Annotated in this window: 19 protein-coding genes and 2 riboswitches; of the genes, 8 read left to right on the plus strand and 11 right to left on the minus strand. The window is 71.8% G+C overall.

Annotated features, from left to right (window positions below; all coding sequences use genetic code 11):
* The first annotated feature begins 58 nt into the window (after positions 1-58).
* Positions 59-154, plus strand: a riboswitch (glycine riboswitch).
* Positions 155-263, plus strand: a riboswitch (glycine riboswitch).
* A gap of 31 nt (positions 264-294) precedes the next feature.
* The 5 genes from gcvT (at position 295) to JXZ78_RS03780 (ending at position 6,699) form a co-directional block, all read left to right on the plus strand.
* Positions 295-1,422 (plus strand): glycine cleavage system aminomethyltransferase GcvT, encoded by a 1,128-nt coding sequence (gcvT, locus tag JXZ78_RS03760; RefSeq protein ID WP_030018264.1) that lies wholly within the window; start codon positions 295-297, stop codon positions 1,420-1,422.
* A gap of 88 nt (positions 1,423-1,510) precedes the next feature.
* Positions 1,511-1,885: a glycine cleavage system protein GcvH gene (gene gcvH / locus JXZ78_RS03765; RefSeq protein ID WP_030018263.1), complete on the plus strand. Its 375-nt coding sequence runs from the start codon at positions 1,511-1,513 to the stop codon at positions 1,883-1,885.
* 55 nt (positions 1,886-1,940) lie between these two features.
* Positions 1,941-3,200, plus strand: a complete 1,260-nt coding sequence (glyA, locus tag JXZ78_RS03770; protein ID WP_030018262.1) for a serine hydroxymethyltransferase — start codon at positions 1,941-1,943, stop codon at positions 3,198-3,200.
* A 328-nt stretch (positions 3,201-3,528) separates the two neighbouring features.
* Positions 3,529-5,193 (plus strand): APC family permease, encoded by a 1,665-nt coding sequence (locus JXZ78_RS03775; protein ID WP_030018261.1) that lies wholly within the window; start codon positions 3,529-3,531, stop codon positions 5,191-5,193.
* 123 nt (positions 5,194-5,316) lie between these two features.
* A complete protein-coding gene (locus tag JXZ78_RS03780; protein ID WP_030018260.1) occupies positions 5,317-6,699 on the plus strand; it encodes an L-serine ammonia-lyase in 1,383 nt (460 codons plus the stop codon).
* Between the two features lie 154 nt (positions 6,700-6,853).
* Here the strand turns inward: JXZ78_RS03780 and JXZ78_RS03785 are convergent, their stop codons facing one another.
* The 4 genes from JXZ78_RS03785 to JXZ78_RS40630 all read right to left on the minus strand — a co-directional run bounded on the left by JXZ78_RS03785 (position 6,854) and on the right by JXZ78_RS40630 (position 9,751).
* The gene (locus tag JXZ78_RS03785; RefSeq protein ID WP_030018259.1) at positions 6,854-7,864 is read right to left on the minus strand and encodes an HNH endonuclease; all 1,011 of its coding nucleotides are present in this window, start codon (positions 7,862-7,864) and stop codon (positions 6,854-6,856) included.
* Positions 7,861-8,544, minus strand: a complete 684-nt coding sequence (locus tag JXZ78_RS03790) for a class I SAM-dependent methyltransferase (protein WP_167745388.1) — start codon at positions 8,542-8,544, stop codon at positions 7,861-7,863. The genes JXZ78_RS03785 and JXZ78_RS03790 overlap by 4 nt, the downstream gene beginning before the upstream one ends.
* Positions 8,545-8,600: 56 nt before the next feature.
* Positions 8,601-8,864 carry a hypothetical protein gene (locus tag JXZ78_RS03795; RefSeq protein WP_030018257.1) on the minus strand — a complete coding sequence of 88 codons (264 nt, stop codon included), beginning with the start codon at positions 8,862-8,864 and terminating at the stop codon, positions 8,601-8,603.
* 125 nt (positions 8,865-8,989) lie between these two features.
* Complete coding sequence (locus JXZ78_RS40630) at positions 8,990-9,751, minus strand: phosphatase PAP2 family protein (protein WP_078623998.1); 762 nt, start codon at positions 9,749-9,751, stop codon at positions 8,990-8,992.
* A 535-nt stretch (positions 9,752-10,286) separates the two neighbouring features.
* Here JXZ78_RS40630 and JXZ78_RS03805 point away from each other — a divergent pair.
* The 3 genes from JXZ78_RS03805 to JXZ78_RS03815 all read left to right on the plus strand — a co-directional run bounded on the left by JXZ78_RS03805 (position 10,287) and on the right by JXZ78_RS03815 (position 12,339).
* On the plus strand, positions 10,287-10,841 hold the full coding sequence (locus tag JXZ78_RS03805) for a GH25 family lysozyme (RefSeq protein WP_030018255.1): 555 nt from the start codon (positions 10,287-10,289) through the stop codon (positions 10,839-10,841).
* Positions 10,842-10,914: 73 nt separating this feature from the next.
* Entirely contained in the window at positions 10,915-11,745 is an 831-nt protein-coding gene (gene nadE, locus JXZ78_RS03810) for an NAD(+) synthase (RefSeq protein ID WP_030018254.1), read from the plus strand.
* A 246-nt stretch (positions 11,746-11,991) separates the two neighbouring features.
* On the plus strand, positions 11,992-12,339 hold the full coding sequence (locus JXZ78_RS03815) for a hypothetical protein (RefSeq protein WP_030018253.1): 348 nt from the start codon (positions 11,992-11,994) through the stop codon (positions 12,337-12,339).
* 67 nt (positions 12,340-12,406) lie between these two features.
* Here the strand turns inward: JXZ78_RS03815 and JXZ78_RS03820 are convergent, their stop codons facing one another.
* From JXZ78_RS03820 to JXZ78_RS03850, 7 genes are all read right to left on the minus strand, one after another.
* Positions 12,407-13,237 carry a cytochrome c biogenesis CcdA family protein gene (locus tag JXZ78_RS03820; protein ID WP_030018252.1) on the minus strand — a complete coding sequence of 277 codons (831 nt, stop codon included), beginning with the start codon at positions 13,235-13,237 and terminating at the stop codon, positions 12,407-12,409.
* Entirely contained in the window at positions 13,234-14,052 is an 819-nt protein-coding gene (locus JXZ78_RS03825; protein ID WP_030018251.1) for a DsbA family protein, read from the minus strand. The genes JXZ78_RS03820 and JXZ78_RS03825 overlap by 4 nt, the downstream gene beginning before the upstream one ends.
* 59 nt (positions 14,053-14,111) lie before the next feature.
* On the minus strand, positions 14,112-14,528 hold the full coding sequence (locus JXZ78_RS03830; RefSeq protein ID WP_238782651.1) for a hypothetical protein: 417 nt from the start codon (positions 14,526-14,528) through the stop codon (positions 14,112-14,114).
* Between the two features lie 472 nt (positions 14,529-15,000).
* Entirely contained in the window at positions 15,001-15,552 is a 552-nt protein-coding gene (locus JXZ78_RS03835) for an ATP-binding protein (RefSeq protein ID WP_030018249.1), read from the minus strand.
* A 264-nt stretch (positions 15,553-15,816) separates the two neighbouring features.
* Entirely contained in the window at positions 15,817-16,584 is a 768-nt protein-coding gene (locus JXZ78_RS03840; protein WP_030018248.1) for an enoyl-CoA hydratase/isomerase family protein, read from the minus strand.
* A 115-nt stretch (positions 16,585-16,699) separates the two neighbouring features.
* Positions 16,700-17,926 carry a L,D-transpeptidase gene (locus tag JXZ78_RS03845; RefSeq protein ID WP_238782669.1) on the minus strand — a complete coding sequence of 409 codons (1,227 nt, stop codon included), beginning with the start codon at positions 17,924-17,926 and terminating at the stop codon, positions 16,700-16,702.
* 224 nt (positions 17,927-18,150) lie between these two features.
* Complete coding sequence (locus JXZ78_RS03850; protein WP_030018246.1) at positions 18,151-19,332, minus strand: L,D-transpeptidase; 1,182 nt, start codon at positions 19,330-19,332, stop codon at positions 18,151-18,153.
* Positions 19,333-19,486: the final 154 nt, after the last annotated feature.

The raw sequence follows: 19,486 nt of genomic DNA on the forward strand, positions 1-19,486 counted from the left end.
CACCACCGTGTGCGTCCTGGTGCGGGTGCCACGCTCAGCCAACTCCATACCGGCCGCTTGAATCCGCGCGGGAGAGTCCCCGGCCGTCACGGCGGGGCGCCGAAGGAGCAAGTCCTCCCTTGAATCTCTCAGGCCCCGATACCGCGCGGGCGAGGCAGATCTGAAAAGCGGGCCGCCGTGGTGTGGCTCCACCCAAGGTGCAAGCCGGAACCGGTCACGGCCTTCCGGTGAACCTCTCAGGTTCCGATGACAGATGGGGAGACCGTCTTGTCACCCATGCCCGGGAGCCACACCATGACCGAAGCCCCCCGCCGCACCGCGCTGGACGCGACGCATCGCGCCCTCGGCGCGACCATGACCGACTTCGCCGGCTGGGACATGCCGCTGCGCTACGGCAGCGAGCGGGACGAGCACGTCGCCGTCCGTACCCGCGCCGGCCTGTTCGACCTCTCGCACATGGGCGAGATCACCGTCACCGGCTCCGGCGCCGCCGACCTGCTGGACTTCGCGCTGGTCGGCAACATCGGCGGCGTCGCCGTCGGCCGCGCCCGCTACACCATGATCTGTGATGCCGAGGGCGGCATCCTGGACGACCTGATCGTCTACCGCCTCGGCGAGACGGAGTACATGGTCGTCGCCAACGCCTCCAACGCCCAGGTCGTGCTGGACGCGCTCACCGAGCGGGCGGACGGCTTCGCGGCCGAGGTGCGCGACGACCGGGACGCGTACGCGCTGCTCGCCGTGCAGGGCCCCGAGTCGCCCGGCATCCTCAAGGGCCTCACGGACGCTGATCTGGACGGTCTGAAGTACTACGCCGGGCTGCCCGGTACCGTCGCCGGCGTACCCGCGCTGATCGCCCGTACCGGTTACACCGGTGAGGACGGCTTCGAGCTGTTCGTCCGCCCCTCGGACGCGGTCGCTCTCTGGGAGGCGCTGACCGCGGCGGGCAAGGACGCGGGCCTGGTGCCCTGCGGTCTGTCCTGCCGGGACACGCTGCGCCTGGAGGCGGGCATGCCGCTGTACGGGCACGAGCTGACCACCGGCACCACCCCGTTCGACGCGGGCCTGGGCCGGGTCGTGAAGTTCGAGAAGACGACGAACGACGGCGACTTCGTGGGCCGCGCCGCCCTGGAGGCGGCCCGGGACCGCGCCGAGACGCAGCCGCCCCGCAAGCTGGTCGGCCTGATCGCCGAGGGCCGCCGGGTGCCGCGCGCCGGATACCCGGTCGTGGGCCCGGACGGCGCCGTCATCGGCGAGGTCACCTCCGGTGCCCCCTCGCCCACTCTCGGCAAGCCCGTCGCCATGGCGTACGTGGACGCCGCGCACGCCGCGCCCGGCACCGCCGGTGTGGCGGTGGACATCCGCGGCACCCATGAGCCGTACGAGGTCGTGGCGCTCCCCTTCTACAAGCGCCAGAAGTGACGCCCGCGGCCCCGTCCCGGACGTACTCCCGTCTCACCTGTCAAGACCCCTGCACCGAGCACGCCACCGTATCCAGGAGAATCAAGACATGAACAACCCCCAGCAGCTGCGCTACAGCAAGGAGCACGAGTGGCTGTCGGCCGCCGAGGAGGGCGTCTCGGCGATCGGCATCACCGAGCACGCCGCCAACGCGCTCGGCGACGTCGTCTTCGTGCAGCTCCCTGCGGTCGGCGACACGGTCACGGCGGGCGAGACCTGCGGTGAGCTGGAGTCGACCAAGTCCGTCAGCGATCTCTACTCCCCCGTCGACGGCGAGGTCACGGAGATCAACGAGGACGTGGTGAGCGACCCCTCGCTGGTGAACACCGCCCCGTTCGAGGGCGGCTGGCTGTTCAAGGTGAAGGTCAGCGGCGAGCCGGACGACCTGCTCACGGCCGACGAGTACACCGCCTTCACCGGCTGATAAGCCCACCCGCCGCCCGGCGGGGCCGTGCGTCCCGCGAACCCCAGGAAGAGTCATGTCGCTTCTGAACAGCTCCCTCCACGAGCTCGACCCCGACGTCGCCGCCGCCGTCGACGCCGAGCTCCACCGTCAGCAGTCCACCCTCGAAATGATCGCGTCGGAGAACTTCGCCCCGGCCGCCGTCATGGAGGCCCAGGGCTCGGTCCTCACCAACAAGTACGCCGAGGGCTACCCGGGCCGCCGCTACTACGGCGGCTGCGAGCACGTCGACGTGGTCGAGCGGATCGCCATCGACCGGATCAAGGCGCTGTTCGGCGCCGAGGCCGCGAACGTGCAGCCGCACTCCGGCGCGCAGGCCAACGCGGCCGCGATGTTCGCGCTGCTCAAGCCGGGCGACACGATCATGGGTCTGAACCTCGCGCACGGCGGGCACCTGACCCACGGCATGAAGATCAACTTCTCCGGCAAGCTCTACAACGTGGTGCCCTACCACGTCGACGAGGAGTCCGGCCAGGTCGACATGGGCGAGGTCGAGCGCCTGGCCAAGGAGACCCGTCCGCAGCTGATCGTGGCCGGCTGGTCGGCATACCCGCGCCAGCTGGACTTCGCGGCGTTCCGCCGGATCGCCGACGAGGTCGGCGCGTACCTGATGGTCGACATGGCGCACTTCGCCGGCCTGGTGGCGGCCGGACTGCACCCGAACCCGGTGCCGCACGCCCACGTCGTGACCACCACCACGCACAAGACCCTCGGCGGTCCGCGCGGCGGTGTGATCCTGTCCACCCAGGAGCTCGCCAAGAAGATCAACTCGGCGGTCTTCCCGGGCCAGCAGGGCGGCCCGCTGGAGCACGTCATCGCGGCGAAGGCGGTGTCCTTCAAGGTCGCGGCGAGCGAGGAGTTCAAGGAGCGCCAGCAGCGCACCCTGGACGGCGCGCGCATCCTCGCCGAGCGTCTGACGCAGTCCGACATCACCGAGCACGGCGTCTCCGTGCTGTCCGGCGGCACCGACGTGCACCTGGTCCTGGTGGACCTGCGCAACAGCGAGCTGGACGGCCAGCAGGCCGAGGACCGCCTCCACGAGGTCGGCATCACGGTCAACCGCAACGCCGTACCGAACGACCCGCGCCCCCCGATGGTCACCTCGGGCCTGCGGATCGGCACCCCGGCGCTGGCCACCCGAGGCTTCACGGCGGAGGACTTCCGCGAGGTCGCCGACATCATCGCCGAGGCGCTCAAGCCGTCGTACGACGCCGAGGCGCTGAAGGCCCGGGTGACCACCCTGGCCGGGAAGCACCCGCTGTACCCGTCGCTGTGACCGGCGCGCGGCCGTCGCCGTGATCGGCTCACGGCTGTCACTGTGACCAGCTCGACGCCGCCGCTGTGAGCCGCGCCACTCGGCGCGCGTGTGAGCGCCCCCGTGGGGCACTCGCCGCGGCCGTGTGACGCGTTTCATGAAGTACGCCCCGAAAGGTGCCGCCACGGCGGTGCCCGCGGGGTGAACAGGCCGTGTGCCCGGGGTCGTTGACCTCGGGCACCCGGCTTTTCCGTCCGCCTTACGGTGATTTTCCGCCCCATAGGCTGAGAACCGACTCCTCAACGACGCGGAGTCCTTCGCACCGCAGCAGGACGGAACACGTACGGCAATGGACATGAGCGCGGGCAACCGCAAGGGGATCGGCCTCTTCGCCCTGACCATGATCGGCATCGGTTCGATCTTCGGCTCCGGCTGGCTCTTCGGCGCCGGTTCCGCCGCGCAGGTCGCGGGGCCCGCGGCGCTGGCCGCCTGGGTCATCGGCGCCGTCTTCATCGGCATGATCGCGATGTCCTACGCGGAGGTCGGGGCCGCGTACCCGATCCCCGGCGGCATGGCCCGTTACGGCCACCTCTCGCACGGCCCCGTGCTCGGCTTCCTGACCGGCTGGGCGGTGTGGATCGCGGTCGCCTCGCTGATCCCGATCGAGTCCATCGCCGCCACCCAGTACATGTCCTCCTGGGGCTTCGGCTGGGCCCAGGGCCTGGTCGACCCGGCCACCAACCACCTCACCCTGTCCGGAAGCGGCGTCGCGCTGCTGCTGACCTTCGTGCTGTGGCTGACCTGCTACTGGTCGGTCCAGCTGCTGGCCCGCGCCAACACGGTCCTGACGCTGGTCAAGTTCGCGATCCCGGTCCTGGCCGTGGCCGCGCTGATCGCCTCCGGGTTCCACACCTCGAACTTCACCGCGCACGGCGGCTTCGCCCCGTACGGCTGGCCGGCCGTGCTGACCGCCGTGACCACCTGCGGCGTGGTCTTCGCCTTCAACGGCTTCCAGGCCGTGGTCAACCTCGGCGGCGCCGCCAAGAACCCCGGCCGGGCCATCCCGGTCGCGCTGGTCGGCGCGCTCTCGCTGGGTCTGGTGATCTACCTGGCCCTGCAGACGGCGTTCATCGGCGCCGTACCGCCGGAGCAGCTGGCGCAGGCGGGCGGCTGGCACGGCGTGAACTTCAACTCGCCCTTCGCCGACCTGGCCAAGATCCTGATGCTGCACTGGGTCGTCACGATGCTCCAGTTCGGCGCCTTCATCTCGCCGGCCGGCTCCAACATCGCCAACGTCGCGTCCGCCGCGTACATGGTCCAGAACCTCGCCGAGACGGGCTTCTTCCCCAAGAAGCTGGCCGCCGTCCACCCGCGGTACGGCACCGCCCGGCCCGCGATGTGGCTCAACCTCGGCTTCTCGGTCCTGTTGCTGGTCACCGTCGGCCACAGCTGGAACGCGCTGGCCAGCGTGGTCTCGGCGGCCATGGTGATCTCGTACCTCATCGGCCCGATCGCGGTCGGCGTCTTCCGGCAGACCAGGCCGGACCTGCCGCGCCCGTTCCGGCTGCCCGCCGCGAAGGTGCTGTGCCCGGTCACCTTCGCCTTCGCCGCGTGCGCGCTGTACTGGTCGAAGTGGCCGGACACCGGCAAGGTCGCACTGCTGACGCTGGTGGCGGCGCCGGTCGCCGCGGTGGTGCTGTGGCGGCGCGGCGAGACGAATCTGCGCAGGCAGTTCGCGCCCGCCTGGTGGCTGGTCGGCTTCCTCGCGTGGATGTCCGCGGTGTCCGCGCTCGGCAGCCCGGACTTCGGCGGCCACGGCGTCATCCCCGGCGGCCTGGACATCGCCCTGGTCGCGCTCTCCGCCGTCGCCTTCTACTTCTGGGCCGTACGCGCCGGGGTCCGCGCCCACGAAACCGGTCTGACCGGCACCGACCCCGCCCTCGACACCGCGGCCGACTCCCCTGCGACGTCTGCCGTTGCGCCGGAGGACAACCGTCCGATGGCCTCCGTCTGAGAGTCTGTCCGCCGTCCGGGTTAGGCTCGACAGTCGGCGCAGAAACGTACCTCCCGTTTCGTCCGCACCTTTAGCCCCATTTGCTCCACCGTCCACCACGAGCAGACAAGGGAGTCCGCCACCGTGGCCATCTCCGTCTTCGACCTCTTCTCCATCGGCATCGGTCCGTCCAGCTCCCACACGGTCGGCCCGATGCGCGCCGCCCGGATGTTCGTCGGGCGCCTCAAGAAGGACGGCCTGCTCGCGCAGACGACGGCGGTACGGGCCGAACTCTTCGGCTCCCTCGGCGCCACCGGCCACGGCCACGGCACGCCCAAGGCCGTCCTGCTCGGCCTGGAGGGCCACTCCCCGCGCACCGTGGACGTCGAGACCGCCGACGACGAGGTCGAGCGCATCCGCAAGAGCGGCCGGCTGCGGCTGCTCGGCGCCGAGATAGGCAGCGACCACGAGATCGACTTCGACGAGTCGACCGAGCTGATCCTGCACCGCCGCCGCTCGCTGCCGTACCACGCCAACGGCATGACCCTCTTCGCCTACGACGCGGGCGGCGCGCCCCTGCTGGAGAAGACCTACTACTCCGTCGGCGGCGGCTTCGTCGTCGACGAGGACGCGGTCGGCGAGGACCGCATCAAGCTCGACGACACGGTCCTGAAGTACCCCTTCCGTACCGGCGACGAGCTGCTGCGCCTCTCCCGCGAGACCGGCCTGTCCATCTCCTCCCTCATGCTGGAGAACGAGAAGGCATGGCGCACGGAGGACGAGATCCGCGCCGGGCTGCTGGAGATCTGGCAGGTCATGCGCGACTGCGTGTCCCGCGGCACGTCCCGCGAGGGCATCCTGCCCGGCGGCCTGAAGGTACGCCGCCGCGCCGCCAACGGCGCCCGCGCGCTGCGCGCCGAGGGCAACGCCGAGGCCAACGCGATGGAGTGGACCACCCTCTACGCGATGGCCGTCAACGAGGAGAACGCGGCCGGCGGCCGGGTCGTCACCGCCCCCACCAACGGCGCGGCCGGCATCATCCCCGCCGTCCTGCACTACTACGTCAACTTCGTGCCCGGCGCCGACGAGGAAGGCGTCGTCCGCTTCCTGCTCGCCGCCTCCGCCATCGGCATGCTCTTCAAGGAGAACGCCTCCATCTCCGGCGCCGAGGTCGGCTGCCAGGGCGAGGTCGGCTCGGCCTGCTCGATGGCGGCCGGCGGCCTCGCCGAGGTCCTCGGCGGCACCCCCGAGCAGGTCGAGAACGCCGCCGAGATCGGCATGGAGCACAACCTCGGCCTGACCTGCGACCCGGTCGGCGGCCTCGTCCAGATCCCGTGCATCGAACGCAACGGCATGGCCGCCGTCAAGGCCGTCACCGCCGCCCGCATGGCCCTGCGTGGCGACGGCCGCCACCACGTCTCCCTCGACAAGGTCATCAAGACCATGAAGGACACCGGCGCCGACATGAGCGTCAAGTACAAGGAGACGGCGCGCGGGGGGCTGGCGGTCAACATCATCGAGTGCTGAGGGCCCTCCGGGCCCGGATCGCCGGCTGGCGGGGGCGCACGTCCCGCGCGCCCACAGGCCCGGCGGGCGAGGGCTGAGGGCGCGCTGCGGGGAGCCACCTGCGTGTCCCCGCAGCCCGGCCGGTGGGCGGCTCTTCCTTCCTCCGGCTGACTGCTCAAGCGCAGGCCTTCCCGACCTCTCGCAGGAACGCGGTCCAATGCGGTATTCGGCGGCCGGGGACCGCGTTCTGCAGGGTGCGGCGGAGGGTGGTGTGGAGGGGCCAGGGTGAGCGCATGATCGCTTCGTTGCGGCGGGCCAGGCGGGTCAGCTCGACGGGCTTCGGCATGCGGTCGCTCTTCTCGCGGTTGCACTGCGTGTGGGCCACGGCGAGGTTCCACAGGCTGTCCAGGTCGGGGCCGCGCCAGCCGCCGACACTGGCGAAGCGGCGCATCAGGGCGTGCGGGAAGACGTGGTCCACGGCGGTCGTCGTGCCGGAGTCCAACGGCTTGTCGCAAATGTGGCAGCGCCCGTGCTGGAACCCGGCCACGGCCTGGGCCACGCCGGTGACCGAGCGGCGCCGGTGCCGGTCCGTGACGTGCAGGGTGTCCAGGTCGACGTAGATGCCCTCCTTGATCAGGCTGCGGCCTATGCCGGTCGCGAAGCTGCTCTCCACGATGCTCCAGCGGGCGTCCAGCTCCGCGTGGAGCCCTCCCCGCTCGTACGAGCGCGCCACCTGCCCGAGGGCTTCGCTCAGCCGCACCGTGCGGTGGCGTCCGCGACCGGCGAGGTCGTAGAAGCGGTGCGGTGTCGCACCGCCGCCGTAGTTGTGGAACTTGCGCATGACCATTCCCGGAATCGACTGCTCCGCGGCGTCCAGCAGTCGGTCGGTGGGGCGGCCGAGCCGACGGGACTCCGCGCTCTCCTGCGCCGTGACGGTCAGGAAGTCCGTCGCGCCGAGCGCCTCTTCGCTCCCCGGCGCCTGCGGAGCCCGGCGTTCGAGGAACGCCATCGCGTACGAGGCGGCCAGGTCGCGCAGCGGGATTTCGGTGTGGCCCTGGGCCGCGTGGCGGAGCAGGGCGTCGCCGAGGGCGAATTTGTAGGTACGGGCGTTGCGTCCCAGCAGGATGACCATCCGCCACGATGCGCGGGCGGACGGGTCGGCGGCGTAGAAGTCGTCCTGGGTCATGTCCGCTCCTTTTCGAAGGCGAGGGACGACCAGTGGACGGTGTCGCGGCCGAGGTGGTCCGTGCCGGAGGTCTTCTGGAGTGGGCGCAGGCCGTGATGGGTGGCCAGGGCGACGGTTTCGGGGGCGGGGATGTCGTGCATCCGGCGGTTCTCGGGCGGGGGGCCGTGCCGTAGCGAGATGAGCAGACGGCCGCCCGGGGCGAGGAGGGTGTGCAGGCGGTGCATCGCGGCCGGGCGGTCCGGCTCCTCCAGATGCATCCATACGGCGGAGAGGAGGATCGCGTCGAAGGTGCCGGCCGCTCCGTCGAGTCGGGCCAGGTCGGGCAGGGAGTCCGCCAGCCAGTGGATCGCCGGGGAAGGATGCAGGCGGCGGGCGACGCGGCGCAGTTCTGGTACGGGCTCGACGGCGAGGACCTCGTGTCCGAGGGCGGCCAGGGCGGCGGCGTCCCTGCCGGTGCCCGCGCCGATGTCGGCCACGCGGGCAGGGGCCGTGGGCAGCAGGGGCAGGAAGTCCCGGTGCACGGTCTCGAAGCGGACGCTCTCGTACCGCTCGGCCAGTGCTTCCGCGGCCTGGGCGTAGTACGGCTGGACGCCCGGGGGTTCTCCGGCCGTCCGCTGTCGTGCGGCGCCGTCACCCCCGTCCGCTTCCCCGTTCGTCGTCGCTTCCCCGTTCGTCGTCATGCCCGCAGACTACGGCCCGGCACTGACAATCCCCGCCGACCTGCGTGTCCGGCCCCTCACTTGCCTATCTCCCAGGCGAACGGAGGCAGTTCGCGTGCCCGTAGGTAGACCTCCATGGCGCTGCCGGCGGGGACGAACGGGTGGACCCGGGCGCCTTCGAGGCCGGCCAGGAGTCGGGCGCAGTGGTGGACGCAGCCCGCCACCTCGCGGCCGTGGGGGTAGATGAGCGTGGCCGCGTCGTGGGGGCCTTCGCACGGGGTCGGGTCCGGTGCCGGTGCGGCGGGGCAGCGTGGCTGTGCGCAGCGGTGTCGGTATTCCATGGAGGGCTCCCCCTGGGCGGACGGTGCGTGCGGTGCTGGTGGCCGGCGGCGGAGTGCCGGCGTTCACGGGGGTGTTGCTCGCCTGCGCGGTGGTCCATGCCTTCCTTGGGGAACATCTGGGCTGGTCATGAACTGTTCGGGGGCTGTGTTGCGGCGGTGGGGGTGCGTGGGGTGGCAGGGGCGGGTGGGATCGGCAGGCGGCCTGTTCGTACGAGGTGGAGGGTGAGGGCGAGCCAGGCGGCGGCGAGCAGCCAGCCCGCGAGTACGTCGCCGGGCCAGTGGACGCCCAGGTAGACGCGTGTGGCGCCGACCGCCGCCGCCCAGATGCCGAGCAGGGCGCAGGCCAGGCGGCGGGTGGGTGTTCGGCGGGCGCGGGTCAGCACCGCCCACGCGAGGATGCCGGCCACCAGGAGGGACGTCGTGGAGTGGCCGGAGGGGAAGGAGTGGCCGGTGGCGCGGGCTGCCCAGTCGGCCTCGGAGGGGCGTGGGCGGCTGATCGGTTCCATCAGGCCGTAGCGGACCGCCTGGCCGAGGAGGAGGACGGTGAGGGCGGTGGCGGCCGCGCGCAGGCGCTCGCGCGTGTTCCGTCCGGCGAGTGCGCCCGCCAGGAGGGCCAGCGCGTACGGGACGGGGCCGGAGCCGGTGGCCGTGATCACGAGGGCGGCGGTGGCCACCGCGACCGGCCGGTGGGTCACGGCCCAGGTGTGCGCCGCACGTTCGGGGCCGAGCGGGTCCCAGCCGTGCGCGGCGAGCAGCGCGGCGGTGGCGGCGAGGAGCAGGGCGCACAGCGCGGCGGCGAGGAGCGGGCCGAGGGTGCGGAGCCGGCCGGGGGCGCGGAGCGGGTCGGGGGCGCGCGGCCGTCGTGGGCGGGTTTCGGACGGCGTCACGGGGCCTCCGCCGGGGGCAGGGAGAGCGCGGTGGTGGGCCGGGACGGGATGGGGCCGGCGGGGCGGTCGCCGTCGGGGTGTCGTGCGGCGTGCGTCATCCGGTAAGTCTGCCAAGGTCAGAGATGGTTCGTGCCGGACGGATGTGCCAGGGGCAACTTCGGGGGCGGGGATACGGGCCTCGCGCGCGATGTCGCGGCTCGGTGCGCCGCGCACGCCGGCGGGCGGCCGAAACGCGCGGGCGCCCGGTCTGGCCGAACACCGGCGGTTCTCTGACCGACACGCGCCCCCTTTGTGGCCGGACCGCGCGCCCCCTGCTCGAAATCGGGGCCCGAACCTCTACGTATCGCTACCGAAACGGTAGTCGATCATCCTCGGTCGAAGAACGTCAACCACGGCCGCACGCCCGGCAACAACGCGTTGATCAGCGGAAGTTCGCCGTCAGACACTGGCGCGAGGCGCCGTGGACATGTTGAACTGCTGATAACACCACGTGACGCATCGTAATCGATCGTTTTCGGTCGGCAGGAGGCCGCACATGCTGCATGGCGTCGACGTCAGCTCCCACAACCCCTCGTACTCGGCGACCGGACTGGACTTCGTCGTCATCAAGGCGACGGAGGGCCGCTCGTACATCAACCCGCATCAGAACGCGCAGGCCGCCAAGGCCCGCCAGGCGGGCTGCGTGGTGGGCTTCTACCACTTCCTGTGGCCGGGCAACATCGCGGCGCAGGCGAAGTACTTCGTCGAGAAGTGCGCGTCCGTGGAAGGCGACCTGCTGGCGGCGGACTGGGAGCGCACCGGCGGCGGCACGTACGCGAACAACGCGCAGAAGGACCAGTTCCTGAAGGAGGTCAAGCGGCTGCGGCCCACACACCGGGTGCTCCTGTACTGCAACCGCGACTTCTGGCTCAACCACGACACGACCTCGTACGCCGGCGACGGCCTGTGGATCGCCGACTACGTCTCGGCAGGGCACCCGCGCATCAAGGCGCCGTGGCGCTTCCACCAGTACACGGACCGGCCGCTGGACAAGGACGTGGCCGACTTCCCGGACAGGGCCGCCCTGAAGGAATGGGCATCTCCGTCATAGAGTCTGAGGAGTCCTGTCCGTACCAGCACCACGCACCCCGCGTACCGCGCTGGCCTCGTCAGAAGGAGCAGCCGTGACCGACCCGGCGTCCACGTCCCAGCAGCAGGAGATCGCCCGGGATCTCCAGGTGTCCGCGTCGTTCGACGTCCAGGCGGAGATCGAACGCCGCGTCGCCTTCCTCACGGAACGGCTGACGACCACGGGCCTGCGCGCGCTCGTCCTGGGCATCAGCGGCGGCGTGGACTCCACCGCGGCCGGCCGGCTGTGCCAGCTGGCGGTGGAGCGGGCCCGTGACGCGGGGCACGACGCGACGTTCTACGCGATGCGGCTGCCGTACGGGGTCCAGGCCGACGAGCACGACGCGCAGCTCGCGCTGGACTTCATCAAGCCCGACCAGGTGCTGACCGTCGACATCCGTCCGGCGAGCGACGCCATGCTGGAGGCCACGCTGGCCGGCGAGGTCGCCTTCCGGGACGAGCGGCACCAGGACTTCGTCCAGGGCAACATCAAGGCCCGGCAGCGGATGATCGCGCAGTACGCGGTCGCGGGCGCCCAGGACGGCCTGGTCGTGGGCACCGACCACGCGGCCGAGGCGGTCTCCGGCTTCTTCACCAAGTACGGCGACGGCGCGGCGGACGTGGTGCCGCTCACCGGTCTGACCAAGCGCCGGGTCCGGGCGCTCGCCGAGGCGCTGGGCGCCCCGGCCGAGCTGGTCCGCAAGGTGCCGACCGCCGACCTGGAGACGCTGGACCCGGGCAAGCCGGACGAGGACGCCCTCGGTGTCACGTACAACGACATCGACGACTTCCTGGAGGGCAAGCCGGTCGGCGAGCAGGCGTACGAGGCGATCGTCCGCCGCTACCACGCCACGGCCCACAAGCGGGAGCTGCCGACGGCTCCCTGAGCGGGCGCGGACGGTGTGCGGGCGCGGGGGCCGGTCCTGGTCCCCGCGCCCGCGCCGTCCTGCCCCGCCCCGTCGCCCGGCGTACGTCGCGCACGTCGCACGTCGCCTGCCTGACATGCTCCAGCCAGGGGAAGATCACCTGTGCGGTGCTCGAACGTGGCCCGCGGCGGGCAGGGACGGGGCATGCGAAGCCGTGAAACGCGCTCGGAAGATCGACTGTCAGTGGGGGCCTCTACGCTCCGAAGCATGGGTTACGCAGACCTGCGCGAACTCCAGACCGCGCTGACGACCGCATCCGACATCGCCTCCTCCCTCCAGGCGGCGCCCACCCGGCGGGACGCCGACCAGCTCGTCGACGTCCTGCGGCAGGCGCTGACCGCCGCCAGCTCGCTGAGCACGCTCACCGGCCCGACCGGCTGCGCCATACATCCGCACGGCGCGGTCGACCCGCTGTACGGCGACCCCGACGACCCGCTGCCCCCGGGGTACGGCCGGTGCCTGCTGTGCAACGACCGCCGCCGCCGTGCGGACGCCGGCCCGCACCAGCCGTACCACTGGGACCGGCAGGACCACTCGCTGCGCCGTAGCGCCTAGACGCGTCCACGCCTGCCGGGGGGCGCCCGGCAGGCGTGCGGACGTGCCGTGGGCAGGGCCGGGCCGTTCAGTCCTGTCGCTTCTTCTCCGGGCGCAGGGCGATACGTCCCAGTACGGCGGCGATGACGAGTGCCACCAGGGCGACGAGGACGTAGTTCGGTACGGCGTTCCCGGCCCGGGTGACCCACTCCTCGACGTGGACCTCCGCGTCCGCGTCCAGGATTCCGGGCAGTGCGCTGGTGCCGTTGAAGGTGAGGAACAGGACGCCGATGCCGATGAAGAACAGGCCGGACACCAGGGAGGTGGTGTGCAGCCGCAGCTTCCCGACGCTGAATTCCCGGCCGCGCAGCCAGCCCCGGCTGCCCAGCGAGAACCGGTCCCAGAGCAGGGCGAGCACGAACAGCGGGAGGGCCATGCCGAGCGCGTAGACGGCGAGCATGGACGCGCCGTAGACCGGCGAGCCGCTGACCGCCGTGACCATCAGCACCGCGCCGAGGATCGGCCCGGCGCAAAATCCCGCCAGGCCGTAGACGCAGCCCAGCAGGAACGTGGACACCGCCGAGCGCGGGGTGATCCGGGCCGCCGCCTGCTGGGCCCGCTTGAAGGCGAAGCCGAGGCCGAAGACCTGGGCGACGCCCATCGCGATCACCACCCAGCCGCCGATGGCGACGAGCAGGTCCCGGTGGCCGTTGAACAGCCGGCTGGTGGCCGTGCTGGCCGCGCCGAGCGGGACCAGGGTGGTGGCGAGGCCCAGGTAGAACACGCCGGTACGGGCCAGCAGCCGCCCGGGGTGGGACAGCGAGTAGGCGAAGAAGGCCGGCAGCAGCAGCGCGCTGCACGGGCTGAGCAGGGCGAGGGCGCCGCCGAGAAAGGCGGCGAGGTAGCCGATGTCCGTCACTTCGCCGGCTCCTCCGCCTTGCCGGAACCCTTGGCCGCGCCGCCGGACGTACCGGCCTTCTTGGCCTGCTCGGCGGCCTTGCGGACCGTCTGCTCGAAGACGTCGGTGGGCTGGGCCCCCGCGATGGGCCGGCCGTTGACGAGGAAGGACGGCGTGGACTGGACGCCGATCCCGTAGCCCTCGTTCTGGTCCTTCTTCAGGGCGGCCGCGGCGGCGGCGCCGTTCAGGTCGCTGCGGAACCGGTCGAGGTCGGCCACGCCGCTCTTGCGGGCCATCTCGACGAGCTTGTCCTCGGCCAGGGCGCTGCCCTTGTTGGTCTTGGCGTACAGCTCGTCGTGCATCTGCCAGAACTTGCCCTGCTGTCCCGCGGCCCACGAGGCACGGGCGGCCCGCTCGGAGTCGGCGCCGTAGATCGTGAAGTTGCGGAACTCGATGCGCAGGGTGCCGTCGTCCACGAACTTCTTGATCAGTTCGGGCTGGGTCTCCCGGGTGAAGCGCCCGCAGAACGAGCACTGGTAGTCGGCGTACTCGACGAGGACGACCGGGGCGTCCTTCTTGCCGACGGCGAGCGGGTCGCCGTCCGTGCGCCGGCTGGTCTGCTGCGCGAGCTGGTCGTACAGCTGCTGCTGGCCGTCGTCCTCCCGGGGAGAGACGGAGGCGGCGGCGCGGGGGGTGTTCGTGCCGCTGTCGGAGTCGCCTTCGACGGCCTTGCCGACGGCGATGCCGATGGCGACGAGTGCCACCACCAGGGCGACGACGGCACCGATGGCGGCGATCTTGCGGGTGGGTGAAGCGGGTGACGCGGAAGTGGGCATGGGGATGCTCCAGACGTACTGGTCGGGAAGGAGGTCGGGCCGTGCTGACGGGCAGCGGCCTAAATCCGCAGTACGGGCAGGAGCGCGGTGTGATCGGTGGCGGGGGCCGTCCCGGTGGGCGGGCGGGCGAGCGCGAAGCAGGCGGGTGCCGCGGCGGCGAGCGGGGCGGGCGCGGTAGCGGCGGGCGCCGGCGGCTCGCCGCGGTTCGGGGTGGGGACCGGGACCGACTCGTTCTGGCTGGGGGCGTGCTGTCCGGAGCACTTCTTCGGCGCCTGGGCTACGGCGTGATGCGCGACCGGGCCGGCCGCAGCCTCGTCACCCGCCTGTGCGGCGGCCTGCGCCACGGCAGCCTGCGCCATGGCGGTCGGCCTGACCGGCTCCGGCGGGACGCCGCCCACCCGGCACAGCAGAGGCGCGAAGGTGACGGCAAGCAGGAGCAGCAGGGTCGCGGCGGCCGAGCGGCGTACGCGTTCCATGTCCCTGGCCTCCTTCCGTCTCCCTCTGCCGGGCACGCACCGGGGTGCGCCGGTGTGCGGCCGCCCCATCCTACGGACCGCCGCCCCGGTGTCCCGCTGCCGACCACCGTTCCCCGCCGCCGAGTTAGGTGCATAGTCCATACTCTTGTTCGCATAACCATAGAGGGAATCGATTACCTAACCACTGAATGCAAGGCTGGTGTCGTAGCTCACCTTTGATCGCGCACCGTTTGATCGACTTTCGATGCACTTTGTCCGCAATTGCCGCTTTGGCAAGGTCGCGACCGGCCTGCGATAGTCGGTTGCAGCGACCCCCCATTGACCCGGGCCACGGTCGTCCTGACCCCGCGGGTACACCCCTTTCGCCCGTCGGCGGTCGACACTGGGGCCTCACCCGCGTACCGCGCGGGAGGGCCCCAGTCGCGTTCCGGGGCCGTACGGACGCACCGGCCACCGCACGCGGCGCGGCTGCTCAGCGGTCGATGACCCGCATCTCGAACCAGGTCGTCTTGCCGCGCGGCAGCAGATCCACGCCCCAGCGGTCGGAGAGCTTGTCGACGAGGAAGAGGCCGCGGCCGCTGATGTCCATCTCGTGGACCGGCATCAGACAGGGCAGGCCGCGGGACGGATCGCGGACCTCTATCCGTATCCAGCCACGGCGGCGGAGCATCCGCAGTCCGAAGGTGCGGGCGCCGGTGTGCCGGACGGCGTTGCCGACCAGTTCCGACACCAGGAGTACGGCGTGCTCGGTCAGTTGCTGGGAGACGTTCCACCGCTTCTGGAGCACGGCCTGGGTCAACCGGCGGGCGGTGAAGGCCGATTCGGGGCGGGAGGGCAGGCGTACCTCGTCCAGCGTGGGGTCACCCACCAGCTCCAGCGCCCGGGCGGCGGGGGCGTCGGCGGGCGGGCCGCTCCGTGCGCCCGCACCGGGGAGACCCTCGGGAAGTCCCCAGCGTGCGGCGGCCGAGCCGCTCCGCGGCCGCGGCTGCTCCATTCCTTCGAGGCCCGCCATGCCCCCCATCATGGCTGTTACCGGGGGGTCACGGGGGCGGAACCGAGGGAATGCCCTGCCCGGAACGCCCGGTTCCGGACCCCCGCCTTGGCATATGCCGAAGGCAGGGAGAACCCGGCTGAATCCATGCTGACCTGCGGTGACTTCATGTGCCTACCCGATGAACGTGCACGGCGGACGCGCCCCCTCCGGGTCGTTCCGGCGTTTACTGCAATTCCCCCACACGAGGCATCGAGCGTCAGCCACACCTCAGCGGCCCCGCCAACCTCGCGGAATCTAGCGGAACTTGGCCTTACCCGGGCCTTCTTCGACAAAGCTGCGCATACCGGTCTCCCGGTCCTCGGTGGCGAAGAGGCCCGCGAACCAGGTGCGCTCGATCGTCAGGCCGGTGTCGATGTCGGTCTCCAGCCCCGCGTCGACGGCCTCCTTGGCGGCCCGCAGCGCGATGGCGGGACCGGCCGCGAGCCGGGCGGCCCAGGCGTGCGCCTGCTCGTACACCTCGGCGGCGGGCACGACCCGGTCGACCAGACCGAGTGAGAGCGCTTCGTCGGCCCGCACCTGGCGGCCCGTGAAGATCAGGTCCTTGGCCTTGGACGGGCCGACGAGCCGGGCCAGCCGCTGGGTGCCGCCGGCACCGGGGATCAGGCCGAGCAGGATCTCCGGCTGGCCGAGCTTGGCGTTGTCGGCGGCGATCCGGAAGTCGGCGCACAGGGCCAGCTCGCAGCCGCCGCCGAGCGCGTATCCGGTGACGGCGGCGACCACGGGCTTGGGGATGCGGGCCACGGCGGTGAAGGAGTCCTGCAAGGCCTTGGAGCGCTCGATCATGGCCGCGTGGTCCATGTTCTGCATTTCCTTGATGTCCGCGCCGGCCGCGAACACCTTCTCGCCGCCCCAGATGACGACGGCGCGCACGTCGTCGCGGCGAGTGGCCTCCTCGGCCAGCTCGCGCAGCCGGTCCTGGGTGGCGACGTCCAGTGCGTTCATCGGCGGGCGGTCCAGACGGATGGTGCCGACGCCCTCGGCGACCTCGAAGTTCACAGTCATGAGGGCAGGTTAGTCCGCGTTAACGCGGCACGGACCGGCGCCCTTCGGCCAACGGCACGGAAGCCGGCGGCGGGGCCGCGCCCACCGCCGGGCCACATCACCGCCGGGGCCGCGCCTACCGGCCGGACCGCCACTTCTCCCAGGACATGTTCCACACATTGAGGCCGTTCTCGGGCGCGATCGTCTCGTCGTGGGAGTTCTTGACCGTGACCACGTCGCCGATCAGCGAGTTGGCGTAGAACCAGGCGGCCGGGGTGGAGCCGTCCCCGCCGCCGCGCTGGTCGAAGAGGCCGATGCAGCCGTGGCTGGCGTTGCGGGAGCCGAACGTCGACCGGCCGGACCAGTAGTTGCCGTGGATGAACGTGCCGGACGTGCTCAGCCGCATCGCGTGCGGCACGTCCGCGATGTCGTACTCGCCCCCGAAGCCGACGGTCTCCCCGTTCATCCGGGTGACCTCGTGCTTCTCGCTGATCACCATCTGGCCGTTGTACGTCTCGGTGCCCGGCCCGCCCGCGGTGATCGGGATCGTCTTGATCTTCTTGCCGTCGCGGACGACGGACATCTCCTTCGCCTGCACGTCGACCGTGCTCACCTGGCTGCGGCCGATCGTGAAGGATATGTGCTTGGACTGCGTGCCGTAGACGCCCGGCCGTCCCTCGACGCCCTTGAGGTCGATGTCGAGCGTGACCTTGGTGCCGGGCTTCCAGTACGTCTCGGGGCGGAAGTCGAGGCGGTCGTTGCCGAACCAGTGGCCCGCGATCGGCACCGAGGGCTCGGCCGTGACCTTGATGCCCTTCTGGACGCGCTCGGGGTCGGTTATCCCGCGGGTGAAGTTGATGGAGACCGGCATGCCGACGCCGACGGTCTGGCCGTCCTCCGGGGTGTACCTGCCGACGAAGGTGTTCTCCGGCACCAGGGTGGTGAACGTCGCGTGGCGGGCGGACTCGCGCAGCTGGTCGTCGACCGCGACGGCGTCGACCTTGTACGTCGTCGCGGCGCGCAGCTTGCCGGTGGGCTGCCAGACCGAGCCGCCGGTCACCTTGCCCTCGACCGGATTGCCCTTGTCGTCCTGTACCTTGACCGACGTCAGCCGGCCCCGCGAGGAGCTGACCTTCAGCGCGCCGTCGGTGGCCACGTCCTTGGCGCCGTCCTTCGGCGTGATCGTCACACTCGCCTGCGAGGGCTGCTTGTCCGCGTCGGTCCCGCCGCCCTTCTTGCCCTCGCCCCCGCCACCGCAGGCGGTGACCAGTATCAGCAGCGCCGAGAGCAGCAGCGCGAGCACTCCGCCGCTCCTCGACGGCCCTGCCCGCCGCGCCCCCGGCACCGGCTGCCCCTGCTGCACGTTCACGACTGGCCCCTTTGTTCCCTCGCCCGGCCCGCACTCCCCCGTACGCGCATATCTACCCACGCACGCTCAGCCGATAGATAACCACACCCCACTGACAGTGGCTTCACCCGGCGATGTCACCGTTCGGCTTCAAGTGATATGCGTGGGGCGGGATCGTACGAAAGGGGGTCCGGTTCGCCCCGAAGTCGGCCGGAAACGTCGTCGTCCCGCGGTGCCTCTCAGCGCAGTGCGGAGCCCGCCCGCCACATCCGCCACGGCATGTTCCAGCCACCGAGGCCGTTGTCCGGCGCGACCACCCGGTCCCGGGAGTTCACGACCTCCACGACGTCACCGACCAGCGACCGCTCGTAGAACCAGCCGGCCGGGGTGTCCGGGCCGCCGCCCTGGGTGTCCCGCAGCCCGATGCAGCCATGGCTCGTGTTGGCGCCGCCGAAGGTACGCGGCGGCGCCCAGTAGTTGCCGTGCAGGAACGTTCCCGACGTGGTCAGGCGCAGGGCGTGCGGCACGTCGGGGATGTCGTACTCGCCGCCGAAGCCCACCGTGTCCCCGTCCATGCGGGTCACCGGGTGCCGCTCCAGGATCACCATCCTGCCGTTGTACGTGGGGCTGGTGAGGCTCCCGGCGGTCACCGGGAGCGTGGCCAGCCGCCGGCCGCCGCGCCACACCGTCATCGTGTGCGCCGCCGCGTCAACCCGGCTGGTCTGATCCCGGCCGATCCTGAACCGGACCCGCTTGCGCTGCGTACCGAGCACGCCGGGGGCGGCCCGGACGCCGCGCAGCCGCAGGTCCATCGAGACCCGCGTACCGGGACGCCAGCGGGTGCGCGGCCGGAAGTCCAGGCGGCGGGCGCCGAACCAGTGGGCGGCGACCTCGGTGGCGGGCCGGGCGGTGACCGAGACGGCGCGCTCGACGGCCGCCCGGTCGGCGACCGGCCGGTTGAACTCCAGCGAGACGATCATGCCGGTGCCGACGGTGGCGCCGTGCTCGGGCGTGAAGAAGCCGACGAGGCGGTGCGGCGGCACGACCGTGGTGAAGGTGGTGTGGCGGGCCGTGCGGCGCCCGTGCCCGTCCATGGCCACCGCGTCGACCGTGTAGCGGGCGGCCGGCGCGAGGCGGGCCGTCCCGGACGGGCGCCAGCTCAGCCCGTCCGGGGTGATCCGGCCCGGCACCGGTGTGCTGCCGTCGTCCTCGATCCGGCTGACGGCGACCCGCTCCAGCCGCCCGTCGGGCACCCGTACGGTGATGCGGTCGGTGTCCCGTACGTCCTTCGCGCCGTCCCCCGGAGTCACCCTGATCGCCTCCTTCGGGGACCGCGGCTTGCCCCCGGTCACCGCCTCGGGAAGCCCGCAGCCGGCCAGCGCCACGGCGGCCGTGAGGACGGCGACGGTGGCGGCCGTCATGGAGGACGGCCCCCTGCCCCGAAGGAGCGGCCGTACCGGACGGTTACCCTCCGGCGGCCGCCGCACGGCAGGTGCCGGTACGGAGGCGGTCCGTCCGGGAGTCCTCCCTACGGGGATCCGCCACTCCATGTCCCGATATGTCACGCCGCGATAG

Source organism: Streptomyces monomycini (assembly GCF_022271435.1).
In the GTDB taxonomy this organism is placed as follows: domain Bacteria; phylum Actinomycetota; class Actinomycetes; order Streptomycetales; family Streptomycetaceae; genus Streptomyces; species Streptomyces monomycini.

Coding starts and splice junctions, on each gene's coding strand:
- JXZ78_RS03805 (WP_030018255.1), top strand. CDS start 10,287: ATGCTGCATGGCGTCGACGTCAGCTCCCACAACCCCTCGTACTCGGCG.
- glyA (WP_030018262.1), top strand. CDS start 1,941: ATGTCGCTTCTGAACAGCTCCCTCCACGAGCTCGACCCCGACGTCGCC.
- JXZ78_RS03840 (WP_030018248.1), bottom strand. CDS start 16,584: ATGACTGTGAACTTCGAGGTCGCCGAGGGCGTCGGCACCATCCGTCTG.
- JXZ78_RS03835 (WP_030018249.1), bottom strand. CDS start 15,552: ATGATGGGGGGCATGGCGGGCCTCGAAGGAATGGAGCAGCCGCGGCCG.
- JXZ78_RS03775 (WP_030018261.1), top strand. CDS start 3,529: ATGGACATGAGCGCGGGCAACCGCAAGGGGATCGGCCTCTTCGCCCTG.
- JXZ78_RS03830 (WP_238782651.1), bottom strand. CDS start 14,528: ATGGAACGCGTACGCCGCTCGGCCGCCGCGACCCTGCTGCTCCTGCTT.
- gcvH (WP_030018263.1), top strand. CDS start 1,511: ATGAACAACCCCCAGCAGCTGCGCTACAGCAAGGAGCACGAGTGGCTG.
- JXZ78_RS03790 (WP_167745388.1), bottom strand. CDS start 8,544: ATGACGACGAACGGGGAAGCGACGACGAACGGGGAAGCGGACGGGGGT.
- JXZ78_RS03850 (WP_030018246.1), bottom strand. CDS start 19,332: ATGACGGCCGCCACCGTCGCCGTCCTCACGGCCGCCGTGGCGCTGGCC.
- JXZ78_RS03795 (WP_030018257.1), bottom strand. CDS start 8,864: ATGGAATACCGACACCGCTGCGCACAGCCACGCTGCCCCGCCGCACCG.
- JXZ78_RS03815 (WP_030018253.1), top strand. CDS start 11,992: ATGGGTTACGCAGACCTGCGCGAACTCCAGACCGCGCTGACGACCGCA.
- gcvT (WP_030018264.1), top strand. CDS start 295: ATGACCGAAGCCCCCCGCCGCACCGCGCTGGACGCGACGCATCGCGCC.
- JXZ78_RS03825 (WP_030018251.1), bottom strand. CDS start 14,052: ATGCCCACTTCCGCGTCACCCGCTTCACCCACCCGCAAGATCGCCGCC.
- JXZ78_RS03785 (WP_030018259.1), bottom strand. CDS start 7,864: ATGACCCAGGACGACTTCTACGCCGCCGACCCGTCCGCCCGCGCATCG.